Annotated in this window: 16 protein-coding genes and 1 other RNA gene; 9 read left to right on the top strand and 8 right to left on the bottom strand. The window is 40.3% G+C overall.

The features are described 5' to 3' along the window. The first annotated feature begins 112 nt into the window (after positions 1-112). Positions 113-457, top strand: coding sequence for a PH domain-containing protein (locus tag AC0OMU_RS07095; RefSeq protein WP_003220141.1), 345 nt, complete (start codon positions 113-115; stop codon positions 455-457). Positions 458-541: 84 nt separating this feature from the next. On the opposite strand, the gene AC0OMU_RS07090 is transcribed toward AC0OMU_RS07095, so the two are convergent. Then, positions 542-775: a hypothetical protein gene (locus AC0OMU_RS07090; RefSeq protein ID WP_003231251.1), complete on the bottom strand. Its 234-nt coding sequence runs from the start codon at positions 773-775 to the stop codon at positions 542-544. A gap of 4 nt (positions 776-779) precedes the next feature. Beyond that, a complete protein-coding gene (locus AC0OMU_RS07085) occupies positions 780-1,043 on the bottom strand; it encodes a hypothetical protein (RefSeq protein WP_004399338.1) in 264 nt (87 codons plus the stop codon). 66 nt (positions 1,044-1,109) lie between these two features. On the opposite strand from AC0OMU_RS07085, the gene yocM reads away from it, so the two are divergent. Continuing rightward, on the top strand, positions 1,110-1,586 hold the full coding sequence (gene yocM / locus AC0OMU_RS07080) for a salt stress-responsive protein YocM (RefSeq protein ID WP_003231255.1): 477 nt from the start codon (positions 1,110-1,112) through the stop codon (positions 1,584-1,586). On the opposite strand, the gene AC0OMU_RS07075 is transcribed toward yocM, so the two are convergent. Continuing rightward, positions 1,573-1,800 carry a hypothetical protein gene (locus tag AC0OMU_RS07075; protein ID WP_015383862.1) on the bottom strand — a complete coding sequence of 76 codons (228 nt, stop codon included), beginning with the start codon at positions 1,798-1,800 and terminating at the stop codon, positions 1,573-1,575. The genes yocM and AC0OMU_RS07075 overlap by 14 nt on opposite strands. A 77-nt stretch (positions 1,801-1,877) precedes the next feature. Here AC0OMU_RS07075 and AC0OMU_RS07070 point away from each other — a divergent pair, with 77 nt between their 5' ends. The 6 genes from AC0OMU_RS07070 to AC0OMU_RS07045 all read left to right on the top strand — a co-directional run bounded on the left by AC0OMU_RS07070 (position 1,878) and on the right by AC0OMU_RS07045 (position 7,004). Further along, entirely contained in the window at positions 1,878-2,210 is a 333-nt protein-coding gene (locus tag AC0OMU_RS07070; RefSeq protein WP_015383861.1) for a hypothetical protein, read from the top strand. A 74-nt stretch (positions 2,211-2,284) separates the two neighbouring features. Next, a complete protein-coding gene (locus tag AC0OMU_RS07065; RefSeq protein WP_014477068.1) occupies positions 2,285-2,776 on the top strand; it encodes a TraR/DksA family transcriptional regulator in 492 nt (163 codons plus the stop codon). Positions 2,777-2,926: 150 nt separating this feature from the next. Beyond that, entirely contained in the window at positions 2,927-3,553 is a 627-nt protein-coding gene (azoJ, locus tag AC0OMU_RS07060) for an FMN-dependent NADH-azoreductase AzoJ (protein ID WP_003231260.1), read from the top strand. A 235-nt stretch (positions 3,554-3,788) separates the two neighbouring features. Continuing rightward, positions 3,789-3,975: non-coding RNA, 6S RNA (gene ssrS, locus AC0OMU_RS07055), on the top strand. A gap of 141 nt (positions 3,976-4,116) precedes the next feature. Further along, on the top strand, positions 4,117-5,892 hold the full coding sequence (recQ, locus tag AC0OMU_RS07050; protein WP_015383859.1) for a DNA helicase RecQ: 1,776 nt from the start codon (positions 4,117-4,119) through the stop codon (positions 5,890-5,892). A 248-nt stretch (positions 5,893-6,140) separates the two neighbouring features. Then, on the top strand, positions 6,141-7,004 hold the full coding sequence (locus tag AC0OMU_RS07045; RefSeq protein WP_015383858.1) for a LysM peptidoglycan-binding and 3D domain-containing protein: 864 nt from the start codon (positions 6,141-6,143) through the stop codon (positions 7,002-7,004). Positions 7,005-7,599: 595 nt separating this feature from the next. Here the strand turns inward: AC0OMU_RS07045 and desR are convergent. The 5 genes from desR to AC0OMU_RS07020 all read right to left on the bottom strand — a co-directional run bounded on the left by desR (position 7,600) and on the right by AC0OMU_RS07020 (position 12,208). Beyond that, positions 7,600-8,199 (bottom strand): two-component system response regulator DesR, encoded by a 600-nt coding sequence (gene desR, locus AC0OMU_RS07040; RefSeq protein ID WP_004399356.1) that lies wholly within the window; start codon positions 8,197-8,199, stop codon positions 7,600-7,602. Between the two features lie 18 nt (positions 8,200-8,217). Continuing rightward, entirely contained in the window at positions 8,218-9,330 is a 1,113-nt protein-coding gene (desK, locus tag AC0OMU_RS07035) for a two-component sensor histidine kinase DesK (protein WP_015383857.1), read from the bottom strand. A 119-nt stretch (positions 9,331-9,449) separates the two neighbouring features. Next, positions 9,450-10,508, bottom strand: coding sequence for a Delta(5) desaturase DesA (gene desA / locus AC0OMU_RS07030; RefSeq protein ID WP_015383856.1), 1,059 nt, complete (start codon positions 10,506-10,508; stop codon positions 9,450-9,452). A gap of 161 nt (positions 10,509-10,669) precedes the next feature. Next, on the bottom strand, positions 10,670-11,647 hold the full coding sequence (locus AC0OMU_RS07025; protein WP_015483333.1) for a S66 family peptidase: 978 nt from the start codon (positions 11,645-11,647) through the stop codon (positions 10,670-10,672). Positions 11,648-11,710: 63 nt separating this feature from the next. After that, positions 11,711-12,208: an N-acetyltransferase gene (locus tag AC0OMU_RS07020; protein WP_015483332.1), complete on the bottom strand. Its 498-nt coding sequence runs from the start codon at positions 12,206-12,208 to the stop codon at positions 11,711-11,713. Between the two features lie 170 nt (positions 12,209-12,378). Between AC0OMU_RS07020 and AC0OMU_RS07015 the strand changes: the two genes are divergently transcribed. Continuing rightward, positions 12,379-13,161 (top strand): VLRF1 family aeRF1-type release factor, encoded by a 783-nt coding sequence (locus AC0OMU_RS07015; RefSeq protein ID WP_015483331.1) that lies wholly within the window; start codon positions 12,379-12,381, stop codon positions 13,159-13,161. Positions 13,162-13,202: the final 41 nt, after the last annotated feature.

Below are 13,202 nucleotides of genomic sequence, written 5' to 3'. Positions count from 1 at the left end.
TCGTAATGGTTTAAATGTCTTCTATGTCGTATTCTTATATAGGGATAAAGGACTTATTTTTATGTAGTGAATGATAAAACAAATAGATAAATGCAGAAAGAGGGGTTCTTCATTGGGTATTTTTTCTGTTAGCAGATCAACGGACGCAAAGAAGCTTGAGGCTTTGCTCGTTGAAGGGGAAAGAATAGAATCGATTTATAAGCTCCGAGTGGACCAAATTTGCTTTACAAATAAGCGGATCATTTTCTTTGACAATAAAATGTTTTCTAAAAAGAAGGTTCGTGTATTTCTTCCATATAAAACAATTGAAAGCTTTGCCATCCAAGAAGCGGGAATGTTTGATCCGGACACTGGGCTTTTATTGATGACAAGAAGCAAAACGTTCGAATTAGAATTTGCGAAAGACACCGATTTAAGCGAGGTTCAGGCGGTGCTGACAAAGCATTTGTGCAGCTGAATATTTGATGAGCCAGCCGTTCAAAAAATGGTTAGGCTTTTTTTTATATAAAAACAAGAACAGGGCATGTGCGCCCTGTTCTTATTACACCACACTGTTTTTCGCTGAGTTCGAATCAACAAGATCTGCATCTAATACATTTGAAATCGGTACGACAAGAGGAGTAAAGTCGCCATTTTCTTCTCCAAACCCTTGATTTATTTTAGCTGATAAAAAGTAATCGACCTGCTGATACGGACCGAGTGTTAAAGAGGAACCACGGTCCATCGTATTGATTTTAAATCCGCCGACATTCACGACGGAGGGAGAAAAGAACATCTCATCACTTCCTTTTGATTGAGGAGTTAACCGCTTCACTTTCAAAAGAGGCCGGAGAATCAATTTGGTCTCTGTCATCCACATGGCTTCTCGTGCCCATAAATCCGCTCGCATCTCCAAAATTCTGTCCGTAGCCTTGATTTTTTTTATCTGAATTTTGCCATTCTGCCAATAAATTTTGTCCTACGTTAACCGCTGAAGCATTTTCAAAGGAATTAATTTTCAGCATGAAAATATTAATATTGATATACGGAGTTGGTTGAACCACAGGCAAACCTCCTTTCTATAGTTGTATGCTGGCGGTTATAAAGTATGTTAAGACAGGGGGCTTCAAATGGATTTCGAAAAGATGAAGCAGTGGATGGAATTCGCACAGCAGATGTACGGCGGTGACTTTTGGAAACAGGTATTTGATGAAGACCAAAAAACCCCTTTTATGACAAATGGCCAATCTCCGTTTCCGTTTGCGCAGCAAGATCAGCGAGGGAAAGGAGATGCTTCATTTCCGAGCATGGATATTGTAGATACTGTTGCGGAAGTGCAGTTTTTAATTTATCTTCCAGGCTACCGTAAACAAGACGTTCACATATTATCGTACGGAGATTATTTAGTGGTGAAGGGGCAGCGCTTTTCCTATTTTAATGAACAGGACTTTCGCCAAAAAGAAGGGAAATACGGAAGTTTTGAAAAGAAAATTCCGCTTTCCGATCATCTTCATGGAAAGATGAATGCCATTTTTAAAGACGGAATCCTATACATCACTATTCAAAAAGACGAAGGTCAAGCGAAAACCATTGTTATTGATGATTGATTTTCATACTGAGTGCATCTGCCCCATCACGGTCATCAATTGATTCAATCGGAATGACCATGACAATAACATCTGCATTTTGTTCCCCAAAACCGTTATTTCTTTTGATAGCAGAGCACCTGTTCCTTAACTCCGCAGAACCAAAGGTAAGGGATGAGCCGGTGCCTATCGAGTTAGTCTTGAGATGAGAAATATTGATGTTAGTCGGAAGCATGAAAACCTCTCCTTTCTATGGGATATACCTCATTATATATGTAGACGAAAGAGGAGTATGCAAAGGGTCGTGATGTCATGAAAAAAATGTTCCGGTCGCTGATCAGGCATTGCTTGAAACCAGAACTTGACAAACTGCGTGAATGTGAAGAAAGACTCTCAGTGATTGAGAAACAAAAACAAAGCAGCAAACAGGAGTCTGAAGAAACCTATATACATATTGAAACGCTGAATGTCGAAAAAATTGACTATCATCTTGAATTCGGCGAGCTGACCATTGATGAACTGAGCGGCAGATTAAATATAGGCGCAACCTATTATATACCGCCAGAAGAGAAGGACAAAAAGTGCCAACGAAAATCCGAAGCACCATCGACGCCAGCGGTCACGATCCGTTCAAAAAGGCAGTAGCTCATCTTTCCATCGATGTTCCCATGTTTGACAGAAGGCAAAACGGGAAACAGGATAGAAAGGAGAGGATATACATGGCACTGACAAAAGAACAAACACAGCATCTCTATCATAAATTGCTCGATATGCAAAAAGAATTGTCTGGCGAGAAAAAGGAAACAGAATCAATGACGGAAGAAGTGGGGGAGCTTTCCAATGGGGTTGACAACCATATGGCAGACCACGGGACGCTCGTCACAGACCGGATGACAGACCAAACAGTGAGAGAGATTGACCGGGAGCTGTTAGAGGAGGTCAACCGTGCATTACAAAAGATGAAAGACGGAACTTACGGCGTGTGTGAAAAAACCGGCCAAGAGATTCCTTACGAAAGACTTGAAGCTGTTCCTTATGCAAGAATGACAGTTGAGGCCCAAGCTGATGTGGAGGATGATCTGGAGACAGATGCTCCTTCTTATGAAAGAGAGTTTCATGAACAGGTAAAAGATTTATCCAACAAAGAAACAATTGATCAAAAAAGCTCGCAGACGTATGAAATCTTGGATCGTGAACAAGATTCGAAGTAAAAATGGCAAGCAAGTACACCGATATTAGATGTACTTGCTTTTTTTTGAAAAAAAATCTCATATTCAAAATAAAGTGATTGACTTTGCGTAAAAAAGAAAGTAACATACTATTTGTAAGTAAATATAAAAAGTTTACCGGGAGGAATACAAATGTCTACAGTTTTATTTGTAAAATCAAGCGACCGTACAGCTGAAGAAGGCGTTTCAACTAAACTTTACGAAGCTTTCTTAGCTGCTTATAAAGAAAACAACCCTAATGATGAAGTGGTTGAATTAGATCTTCATAAGGAAAACCTTCCTTACCTTGGCAGAGATATGATTAACGGAACATTTAAAGCAGGTCAAGGAATGGAAATGACAGAAGATGAGAAAAAACAAGCAGCAATTGCTGACAAATATCTGAACCAGTTTGTAAAAGCTGACAAAGTTGTTTTCGCATTCCCGCTTTGGAACTTCACAGTGCCAGCAGTGCTTCATACTTATGTTGATTATCTGTCTCGCGCAGGCGTTACATTCAAATACACACAAGAAGGACCAGTCGGTTTAATGGGCGGCAAAAAAGTTGCGCTTCTTAACGCTCGCGGCGGTGTCTACTCAGAAGGACCAATGGCTGCACTTGAAATGTCATTAAACTTCATGAAAACAGTTCTTGGTTTCTGGGGTGTTCAAGACTTGCACACAGTTGTCATCGAAGGACATAATGCAGCACCTGATCAAGCGCAAGAAATCGTTGAAAAAGGTTTACAAGAAGCAAAAGATCTTGCTGCAAAATTCTAATAAAGCCAAGACTCCTATCGTTACAAATAGGAGTCTTTTTGTATATACACATTAATATAGAAGAAAATAATTATTCGCTTTTAGCGAAAAAGGCTGTTTTTTTATTGTAATATATTTTTTGTTTGTCGAATTGTCAGGTATTTTGGAGAAAAAACAGTTTTATTCACTGGAAAAAGTTTTTCTAAACAATTGTTCTGACCTCTTGATTAAAACCGCCTGATGGTGTACTATATTAAAGAAGCTACTTTGTGCGTATTGTTAATTAAGTTTTAACCTTTAAGCTGTAATAGGGAGTTTTATATCGAAGCCGGAATGTCATGCCTCCATTGCAGAGGACGACAGGAACGTTTCTGCAAACACCCACTTTGAGGAGTGGTGGTTTAAAACTTTCTTACTTGCATACGGCAAGACGTAGCGAAAGCCATTTCCTTTTCGGAAATGGCTTTTTATTTTATCTAAAAAGGTTTGGTATAGTGAATATTCCATTTTTGTGTGAAAGAAATGAAGGCCGCTTTTTTATGATATGATGGGAGAAATTCAAGGAAAAGCGAGGTTTACACGTTATGTTACATAGAGCCCAATCCCTTCTGGCTCATTATTTTGGTTATGAGAAGTTTCGGAACGGCCAAGATGAAGCGATCCGCTTGGTGACGGAAGCGAGGCAAAATACGGCCTGCATTATGCCGACGGGAGGCGGCAAATCGATTTGCTATCAAATTCCGGCATTAATGTTTGAAGGGACGACGATCGTCATTTCACCGTTGATTTCCTTGATGAAGGATCAAGTTGATGCGTTAGAAGAAGCGGGAATTAACGCCGCCTACATTAACAGCACACAATCCAATCAGGAAATATATGAGAGGCTGAACGGACTCAAAGAAGGGGCTTATAAGCTTTTTTACATTACACCAGAGCGACTAACGTCCACAGAGTTTATCCGGATTTTGCAGGGTATAGTTGTTCCTTTGGTCGCAATAGACGAGGCGCACTGTATTTCTCAATGGGGCCATGATTTTAGGCCAAGCTACAGGAATATTGAAATCTTGTTCCGTGAATTACACGACAAGCCTGTCATCATGGCGTTAACAGCAACAGCCACACCCGAGGTTCATGATGATATTTGCAAACAGCTGCATATTCAAAAAGAAAACACGGTATATACCGGATTTTCCAGAGATAATTTAACCTTTAAAGTAGTAAAAGGAGAAAATAAAGATCGGTTTATAGACGAATATGTGCAAAACAACAGGCATGAAGCAGGAATTGTCTATACAGCGACCAGAAAAGAAGCTGATCGGATATATGAGAGATTGAAACGAAATCAGGTCAGGGCAGGCCGGTATCATGGAGGTTTGGCTGATGATGTGAGAAAAGAGCAGCAGGAAAGGTTTCTTAATGATGAGCTTCAAGTGATGGTGGCAACCTCTGCTTTTGGAATGGGTATTGATAAATCAAATATCAGATTTGTTCTGCATGCACAAATTCCGAAAGATATGGAAAGCTATTATCAAGAGGCAGGACGAGCTGGACGGGACGGTCTTGCCAGTGAATGTGTTCTCCTGTTTTCACCGCAGGATATTATGGTGCAGCGCTTCTTAATTGAGCAATCAGAACATGAAGAGAAACAAAAGCAGGATTTAAAAAAGCTGAGACAAATGGTCGACTACTGTCATACGGAAGATTGTCTGCAGCGTTTTATCCTTATGTATTTCGGAGAAAAGGAGCCTGATGCGTGCGGACATTGCGGAAACTGTACCGATACAAGAGCGGCCCATGACGTGACGCGGGAGGCGCAAATGGTCTTATCTTGTATCATTCGCATGAAAGAACGGTTTGGCAAGACGATGGTTGCCCAGGTGCTTGCCGGCTCCAAAAATAAAAAAGTTCTTGAAAATGGCTTTTCCGACCTTTCAACATACGGGATATTAAAACACCAATCCGTTGGCGAAATCAGTGATTTTATCGAATTTCTTATTTCTGACGACTTCATCAGGATGTCAGACGGAACGTTTCCGACTCTTTTTGTCAGCAGTAAAGGAAGGAATGTGCTGAAAGGAGAATTATCAGTAGCGAGAAAAGAAGCGTTAAAAGCGGCAGCGATTACTGAAAATGACGAGCTATTTGAACGATTGCGCATGGTTCGGAAAGAAATTGCGGCTGAGCAGGGTGTTCCGCCATTTGTTGTTTTCTCTGACCAAACGTTAAAAGAAATGTCAGGAAAACAACCCGTAAATGATGATGAACTTTTGTCTATAAAAGGAGTCGGAGAACAAAAAAGAGCAAAATACGGCCGGCTTTTTTTACAAGAAATACAAGCTTATGCAAGGATGACAGACTAAAAAAACAGAAAAACAATCTTTTTTTTCTATAAAAAACACATTTTATTTTCTCTGTTTCGCCTCAAAATAAAAAGACCTGCGAAGCCTATTATATCAAGGGTTCAGCAAGTCTTTCCATCAGAGAGAAATCCTTCATGTAAAGGAACTGTAATCTAAATCATATCTTTTTGTTATTGATTTGACATTTACGTGTGTTACGATATCACCTGTTAGCCGCCAATAAAAAGCTAACAAGGGAGGATTTACTTATGAAGAAGACGATTATGTCCTTTGTGGCAGTTGCTGCACTTTCAACAACTGCATTCGGAGCTCACGCTTCTGCAAAAGAAATTACGGTGCAAAAGGGTGATACGCTCTGGGGAATCTCTCAGAAAAATGGAGTGAACCTAAAGGACTTAAAAGAATGGAACAAGTTAACTTCTGATAAAATCATTGCAGGAGAAAAACTGACCATTTCTTCAGAAGAAACAACCACGACTGGGCAATATACAATTAAAGCGGGAGATACGCTTTCTAAGATTGCTCAAAAATTCGGCACGACAGTCAACAACCTGAAAGTTTGGAATAACTTAAGCTCTGACATGATCTATGCTGGATCAACTCTTTCAGTAAAAGGTCAGGCAACAGCAGCAAACACAGTTGTTGAGAATGCGCAAACAAACGCACCTCAAGCTGCGCCAAAACAAGAGGCTGTGCAAAAAGAGCAACCTAAACAAGAAGCTGTACAACAGCAACCTAAACAAGAAACAAAAGCTGAGGCAGAAACTTCTGTTAACACAGAAGAGAAGGCTGTTCAATCAAATACAAATAATCAAGAAGCTTCAAAAGAACTAACAGTTACTGCTACTGCTTACACTGCTAACGACGGCGGCATTTCCGGCGTTACAGCTACAGGCATTGACTTAAATAAGAACCCGAACGCGAAAGTTATTGCGGTTGATCCTAATGTGATTCCGCTAGGTTCTAAAGTCTATGTTGAAGGCTACGGGGAAGCAACAGCAGCAGACACTGGCGGCGCTATTAAAGGAAATAAAATCGACGTATTTGTACCAAGTAAAAGTGATGCTTCTAATTGGGGCGTCAAAACTGTAAGTGTTAAAGTCTTAAACTAAAAATATAGATTGTGATAAAAGACATGAGCTTTTGGCTTGTGTCTTTTTTTGTTCTGCTTAGAGCTGTTTATATCATATGCTGATAAAAGAAAGTGGTCCCGTTTTTCTCTTTATGTGCGATTCAGGGGCTCTCGGGTAAATGATTGATTCCACATGACAGAGACATTCGGCATCATGACATTTATAGCTGGTTGTTACTATCTTTGATCAGCGAAATGTTGTATCTTTTTTGGCAGATAATAAGCAGTTGGATGTAGCAGATGCCATTTACGGAATCGGATTGATTTCAGACGGTTTTTTATTGTGTTATTAGGCTCTTGCAGTGGGGCATGGCAGCTTCGTGAGCGAAGTGGCACAACTTTGTCATACTGAAAATACAATATAATCAATATCAGAAATTCTGCTGATGTGCAATGGCCGACCATTTTAACAGGGATATCATTCAATCCTGTCTTTTATTGGGCTGTTAACCAAACAATCGTTCCGCGGGCATTAGGAGCGAGGATATGGATCAGTTTAATTCTGGTTGCGACGAGGTTCTCAAACGGGAATTTCAGGTTAAAAAAAGGATCCTGGCAGATGCCAAGATCCCTTTTTATTTAAACCAGCCTTTTTCCTTTGAACGGGTAATGGCTTCAATTCGATTTTTCACTTCAAGCTTTTCTAGAATCATTGAGATATAATTCCGCACCGTCCCGCTTTTGATGCTGAGTTCCTGAGCGATTTCTTTTGTGTTTTTACCGTCAGCCACAAGTTCAAGCACTTCTTTTTCTCTATCTGTAAGAGGGTTAGCTTCGCTGTATAAGTCCTCCATCAGCTCAGGTGCATAGATGCGTTTTCCGTTCATGACGCTACGGATGGCGTTGGCCAGCTCTTCACTCGGACTGTCTTTTAACAAATAGCCTTTAACGCCAGCTTTAATAGCTCTCTGAAAGTAACCGGGTCTGGCGAAGGTGGTTAAGATGATAATTTTGCAGCCTGTATCTTTTAGCTCCTCAGCAGCTTCAAGCCCTGTTTTTCCGGGCATTTCAATGTCCATAATACATACATCAGGCTGGCGTTTTTTGACAAAATCAACAGCATCTTGGCCGGTTGTACCTTTGCCTACGACTTCCATATCGTCTTCGAGATTTAGAAGTGATCCTAAAGCGCCCAGCAGCATTTGCTGATCTTCTGCAATAAATATACTAATCATATAAGCCATCCTTTATGTTTATTTTGAATTATTAGGAATTGTCATGGTAAGCTTGGTTCCGTTTTTGGCATCGATGTGAAGGCTTCCGTTTGCAAACTCAAGCCGTTCTCTCATCCCGAGTAAGCCATGTCCTTTTGAAAAGGAATTTTCTCCTCCTTTGAATGTTCCATCGTCAGACACTGTAATCACAACTTCCTTCCAGAGCTGCTGAATGTCAACTCGGCAAGTTTTAGCCTGGCTGTGTTTGACGACATTTGTGACAGCTTCCTTTAAGCACATGCTCAAAATGTTTTCATTCAGCAATGAGATATTTTCGGGCCATTTCTCTTCTTCATAGATAAACATAATGTCAGCTGCTTCGAGAATTTGTTTGATGTTGATCAATTCATCCTTGAGCCGGATGCCCTTCATAGAGGAAACGATTTTTCTTACTTCATTTAAAGAAGTTCGCGCTGTTTGCTGAACACTTTTCAGTTCACGAGCTGCTTGTTCGGGATCTTTGTATATCAATTTTCTTGCTAAGTCACTTTTTAACCCGATAAGAGAAAGCTTTTGCCCAAGCGTGTCATGGAGATCGCGGGCAATTCGCTGACGTTCTTCTAATTTTACTAGTTCTGCAATCCGTTCATTTGCATCCTCGAGCTTTTCTTCAAGCCGTTCGCGCTCCTTGCGGCTTCTTATACTAAAGGGCAATAAAATTGCGCTGATGAGGGTAATGACGACAAAAGGAATTTGTGTCAGAAAGAATTCCTTTTTTAATACGAGACTGAAATTGGCTGCGACGGCTGCGCTTATTAAATGGACATAATATAAAATATGAAAAGGGACGCGTTCCTTAATGTTTCCAATAAAATACGCGATAAAAAAAGCAAAATAAATATAACTGAACAGGGTAATGGAGGCGGTTGAAATGCCAATTAATAAAAATCCCCACAAATAAATGGTCCAGCCTTTTGAGACAAAAGCAAATCGATATACCGAAAAAAATAAAAGCGTCAAAATGATGCCGACAATAATAACAAATGTAGATGATGATTTCCATATAAAGTAGAAGGGGAGGATGAAAAATATCGTCCATATATAGGGCGTAATCCCGTTTAGTTTTTGAAATGTAAAATGATTTTTAATCATGATCTTACCTCATTTTCAGCTTTTCATCTTACTTGTAACTTTATCATTGTGAAAGCCAGAATGCACCCTCCAACAATAAAAAGGAAGCCTTCTAGTATATTAGAAGACCTCCTTTAACATCAGGCGTTCTTCCGCAGCTTCTGTTTTTCTGGTGAATCAGGCGGAAGGCTTACAGGTATATGTTTTATAGCCCGAAATGACACAAACTGTTTGTTATCTTCATCCCAAAGACGGAACGCGAGTGATTGCAGGCTTGTTTTTAAGGTGATTGTCGGTACGTTTTTTAAAGGTTCGTGATGTTCATGAGCAACTTCAAGCTTATAGTTAGGCACCTTTGGACTCAAATGATGAACGTGGTGGTAACCAATATTGCCTGTTAGCCATTGAAGCAGTTTCGGGAGTTTATAAAATGAACTGCCTTCAACAGCAGCCTGAACGTAGCTCCAGTTTTCATCCGCTTCAAAATAAGAATCTTCAAAGGTATGCTGCACATAAAACAGCCAAACACCGATTGAACCTGAAATCAGAAATATCGGGCCTTGCACCAGTAAAAACGATTGCCAGCCAAAGATCAGACAGCAAGCGGCAGCCAACGCGACAATTGCCAGATTCGTAAGGTATGTGTTTACACGTTCCTTGCGTCTTGCTCCTTTTTTGTTAAAACGGTTCGTGATCAGAAAAACATAAATCGGTCCGAGAATAAACATGATAAACGGGTTTCTATAAATTCTGTATGCAAGCTTTGTTCGTCTGGATGCAGCTTTATATTCGTTTACTGTTAACATCCAGATGTCTCCTGTTCCGCGTTTATCCAGATTGCTGCTAGTCGCATGATGAATCGAATGGCTGTGCTGCCATTGAAGATACGGGAATAAAGTCAGGACACCTGTCAGAAAACCGAGAATATGGTTATAGCGTTTTTGTTTGAAAAAAGATTGATGGCAGCAGTCATGGAAGATGATAAAAATTCTTGTCAGAAAACCTGCGGCAATCACCGTTAATGCTAACGTAAGAAGATAGGAGACATCGAGGCTGAGATAAGCAAGAAACCATAGGCCGAAGAATGGGATAAACGTGTTTAAAAGCTGAATCAGGCTGTTTTTTGTTTCAGGCTGAGCAAATGCAGCGACTTGCTTTGTCAGCTGTTTTTGTTTATGTGCAATGGTTTGTTCAGTCATAGTAAGTATCCTCTCATTGTGTGTCTCGGTTCAGTATACGCTAATGAGAGAAGTCTTTTGTAGTAGCACACATCATGCCTCCTATATGACATTTGTCATGTCTCGTGCGGCATGTATAACTGATTGCGCTAAAAAAGCTTGTAAAAAAATTTACAAGCTGATTAATGTTTATCAATCCATATTCGTGATGTGCCCGAAATAGCTTCAATCCTGCATGTTCCTCCTATAGGGAACGTGGCAATTGGCGAGGTATGTCCGGCATTTATATTTGCGATGATCGGGATGCCGGATAATTCTTTTTTTGTTTCGATCATGGCTTTTACAAGATCCATTGATACGTTTGATGTATTCTGAAATCTGCCGATCAAAATCGCCTTTACATGTGAAAAAGCGGGGAGGTGGATGAGTGATTGCAGATCGCGGTCAAACATATGGATGTCTGACATATAATCATCTTCAATCAATAAAATAGTATGTTCTGTTTCAGGAAAATACTCCGTTCCCTGCAGCAAATTAAGCGTGCATAAGTTTCCGCCAATTAAATTGCCTTCCGCATAACCTTCTTGGATTACAACAGGGCCGTTATTAGGATAAAAACGCCTGTTTTCTTGATCCAAAAACCAGCGATCATCGCTCCACTCACTTGAGGGGTGAATTTCAAACGGATCGTCTGAAGCGCAGCAAGAAAGAAAATACTCCTCTGTATAATCGAGTCCTTTTTTCATTGCAAATGTTGAAAAGAAGGGGCCTGAATACGTAACAAGACCCGTTTTTCGATAAATTGCGTTGCAAAGAGCGGTTATATCGGAATAGCCGCACAGAATTTTTGGATGTCGTTTGATTTTCTCGTAATCAAGATAACGCAGCAGCTGATTTGAATTAAACCCTCCGAGTGTCGTTAAAATCGCTTTGACGCCTGGATCAAAAAAGGCATCGTGCAGATCATGGACTCTTGACTCGATAGAGGATGAATCAAATTCGTTACATTCATTTGCGTGTTCAGCGACGGTTACCCGATAACCTAAGCGTTCTAACGCCGTTTTTGCTTGGATTTTTGCTTCATTTGATAATATAGACATGCTGGTCGCGGGAGACACGATCCGGATTTCGTCTCCCTTTTTCAGTTTTGAGGCGTACATAAAACCCTCCATCAATGGTTTTATACCATTACAGCATATCTTGGCTCTTTCTTCCAGACTTTTTTACAAATCAACCCACTTAATGCTGCCGGATTGGGTATCATGATCGATACATACTTTGAATTGATGTTTTTCATAAAAGTGAATCAGCCGGTCTACATGATTCCAATCCCGTTTGGCGATGTCTCCGGTGACTTTCGGTATATTGTGGTCTCTTGCAATATCTTTTAAATATTTCATGCAAATGGAGCCAAACCCGTGATTCGGAGGGCCTGTTATATCCCCTATATGAATGGCATCGTCCTTGTAAGACGCTACAAGTGAAAAACAGCCTTTTCCTCGGTAAGCCGTTTTACAATCAGTTAGCATAATTTTGCATGTTTGGCCATCATCAATCGAGGAAACAATCATCCACTCATCATGTTTCGATTGATCAATACCAAGCACTTTGGCATCTTTAGATAAATCCTTCATATTCTCCTGCATGCGATAAATTTGAAATTCTAAATCATTTAGTTCTTCCTCAAGCTCTTGACGATTTTTTTCTTTTATAGTAAACAAGACCAAACTCCTTTCAAAAATCAGCTTAGAAACACAGTTACCAATTGTATTAGAAGAGAGGCGTATTGTAAACAACAATTCCATTATTACTAGAAATTAGCGGAAAGTCAGGTTTGATCGTTTTTAAGAGAGGAAAAAGAAAACTAACCTGTGAAAAAGGAGGAATCGGAATGGCGATTGATTCATTGATTAACAAATTACAGTATGTCCAATTGGAACCGCCGGATAAAATTCTCTCTCTGTATCTCAATACAGACATGAGAGATCCAGAGCAGCAGGGGGGAGAATGGAAGATTGCCCTAAAGTCAGGATTCAGCCGATTAAAAGAGTATTTGGCAGCTAGTGATCCAGAGGAGGAAAAGTGTCTGGATGGAATCAGGGCTAAAATGAATCAATACTTGAATGCAATGGGAAAAGACATGCCCCGCAGTCTCGTGTTTTTTGTTTCCGACAGCGGCATATGGGAACCTATTAAGCTTCAAGTCCCTGTAGATACAAGATTTTACTGGGAAGAAACAGCTGTCCTGGATCAGCTAAAGGGTTTGCGTCAGGCATACCCAAGTACGGCGTTTATTTTAACTCAGCAGCATGAAGTGAAAATTATTGAAACCGTTTTAGGGAAAATTGAGGCGGTGGAGCGTTATGAGTATGATATGATCAATGAATCTTGGAAGAATTGCCATTCCGCTGTAGACAAAGCGGCACCATTTGAAGAGAAGCGGATGAGGGAACATATAACAGAGAACCAATCGAGACTGTATAAGCGGCTGGCTGCCAGCCTTGATCAAAAAGCTGCCGTGAAAAGATGGGAACGAATGGTTATTGCCGGGGATAAAGAAACGGCAGATATCTTGGATCAGCATATGAATAAACCCATTCATTCGAAAATTCAAAAGAACCTGCTGAATGAAAATGAACATAAGGTCATTGAACATTTGATAAAAGAGGCGTAAACCTAACAGGCCGGGGCTAATAGCCCCCGGCCTTTGAAGTG

Source organism: Bacillus sp. FAU18 (assembly GCF_056033885.1).
Note: the sequence above shows the minus strand (reverse complement) of the source record. Positions and strands in the feature narration are given on the sequence as shown.

Coding starts and splice junctions, on each gene's coding strand:
- AC0OMU_RS07065 (WP_014477068.1), top strand. CDS start 2,285: ATGGCACTGACAAAAGAACAAACACAGCATCTCTATCATAAATTGCTC.
- recQ (WP_015383859.1), top strand. CDS start 4,117: ATGTTACATAGAGCCCAATCCCTTCTGGCTCATTATTTTGGTTATGAG.
- AC0OMU_RS07090 (WP_003231251.1), bottom strand. CDS start 775: ATGTTCTTTTCTCCCTCCGTCGTGAATGTCGGCGGATTTAAAATCAAT.
- AC0OMU_RS07045 (WP_015383858.1), top strand. CDS start 6,141: ATGAAGAAGACGATTATGTCCTTTGTGGCAGTTGCTGCACTTTCAACA.
- AC0OMU_RS07075 (WP_015383862.1), bottom strand. CDS start 1,800: ATGCTTCCGACTAACATCAATATTTCTCATCTCAAGACTAACTCGATA.
- AC0OMU_RS07015 (WP_015483331.1), top strand. CDS start 12,379: ATGGCGATTGATTCATTGATTAACAAATTACAGTATGTCCAATTGGAA.
- yocM (WP_003231255.1), top strand. CDS start 1,110: ATGGATTTCGAAAAGATGAAGCAGTGGATGGAATTCGCACAGCAGATG.
- desA (WP_015383856.1), bottom strand. CDS start 10,508: ATGACTGAACAAACCATTGCACATAAACAAAAACAGCTGACAAAGCAA.
- AC0OMU_RS07070 (WP_015383861.1), top strand. CDS start 1,878: ATGAAAAAAATGTTCCGGTCGCTGATCAGGCATTGCTTGAAACCAGAA.
- azoJ (WP_003231260.1), top strand. CDS start 2,927: ATGTCTACAGTTTTATTTGTAAAATCAAGCGACCGTACAGCTGAAGAA.
- AC0OMU_RS07025 (WP_015483333.1), bottom strand. CDS start 11,647: ATGTACGCCTCAAAACTGAAAAAGGGAGACGAAATCCGGATCGTGTCT.
- desK (WP_015383857.1), bottom strand. CDS start 9,330: ATGATTAAAAATCATTTTACATTTCAAAAACTAAACGGGATTACGCCC.
- desR (WP_004399356.1), bottom strand. CDS start 8,199: ATGATTAGTATATTTATTGCAGAAGATCAGCAAATGCTGCTGGGCGCT.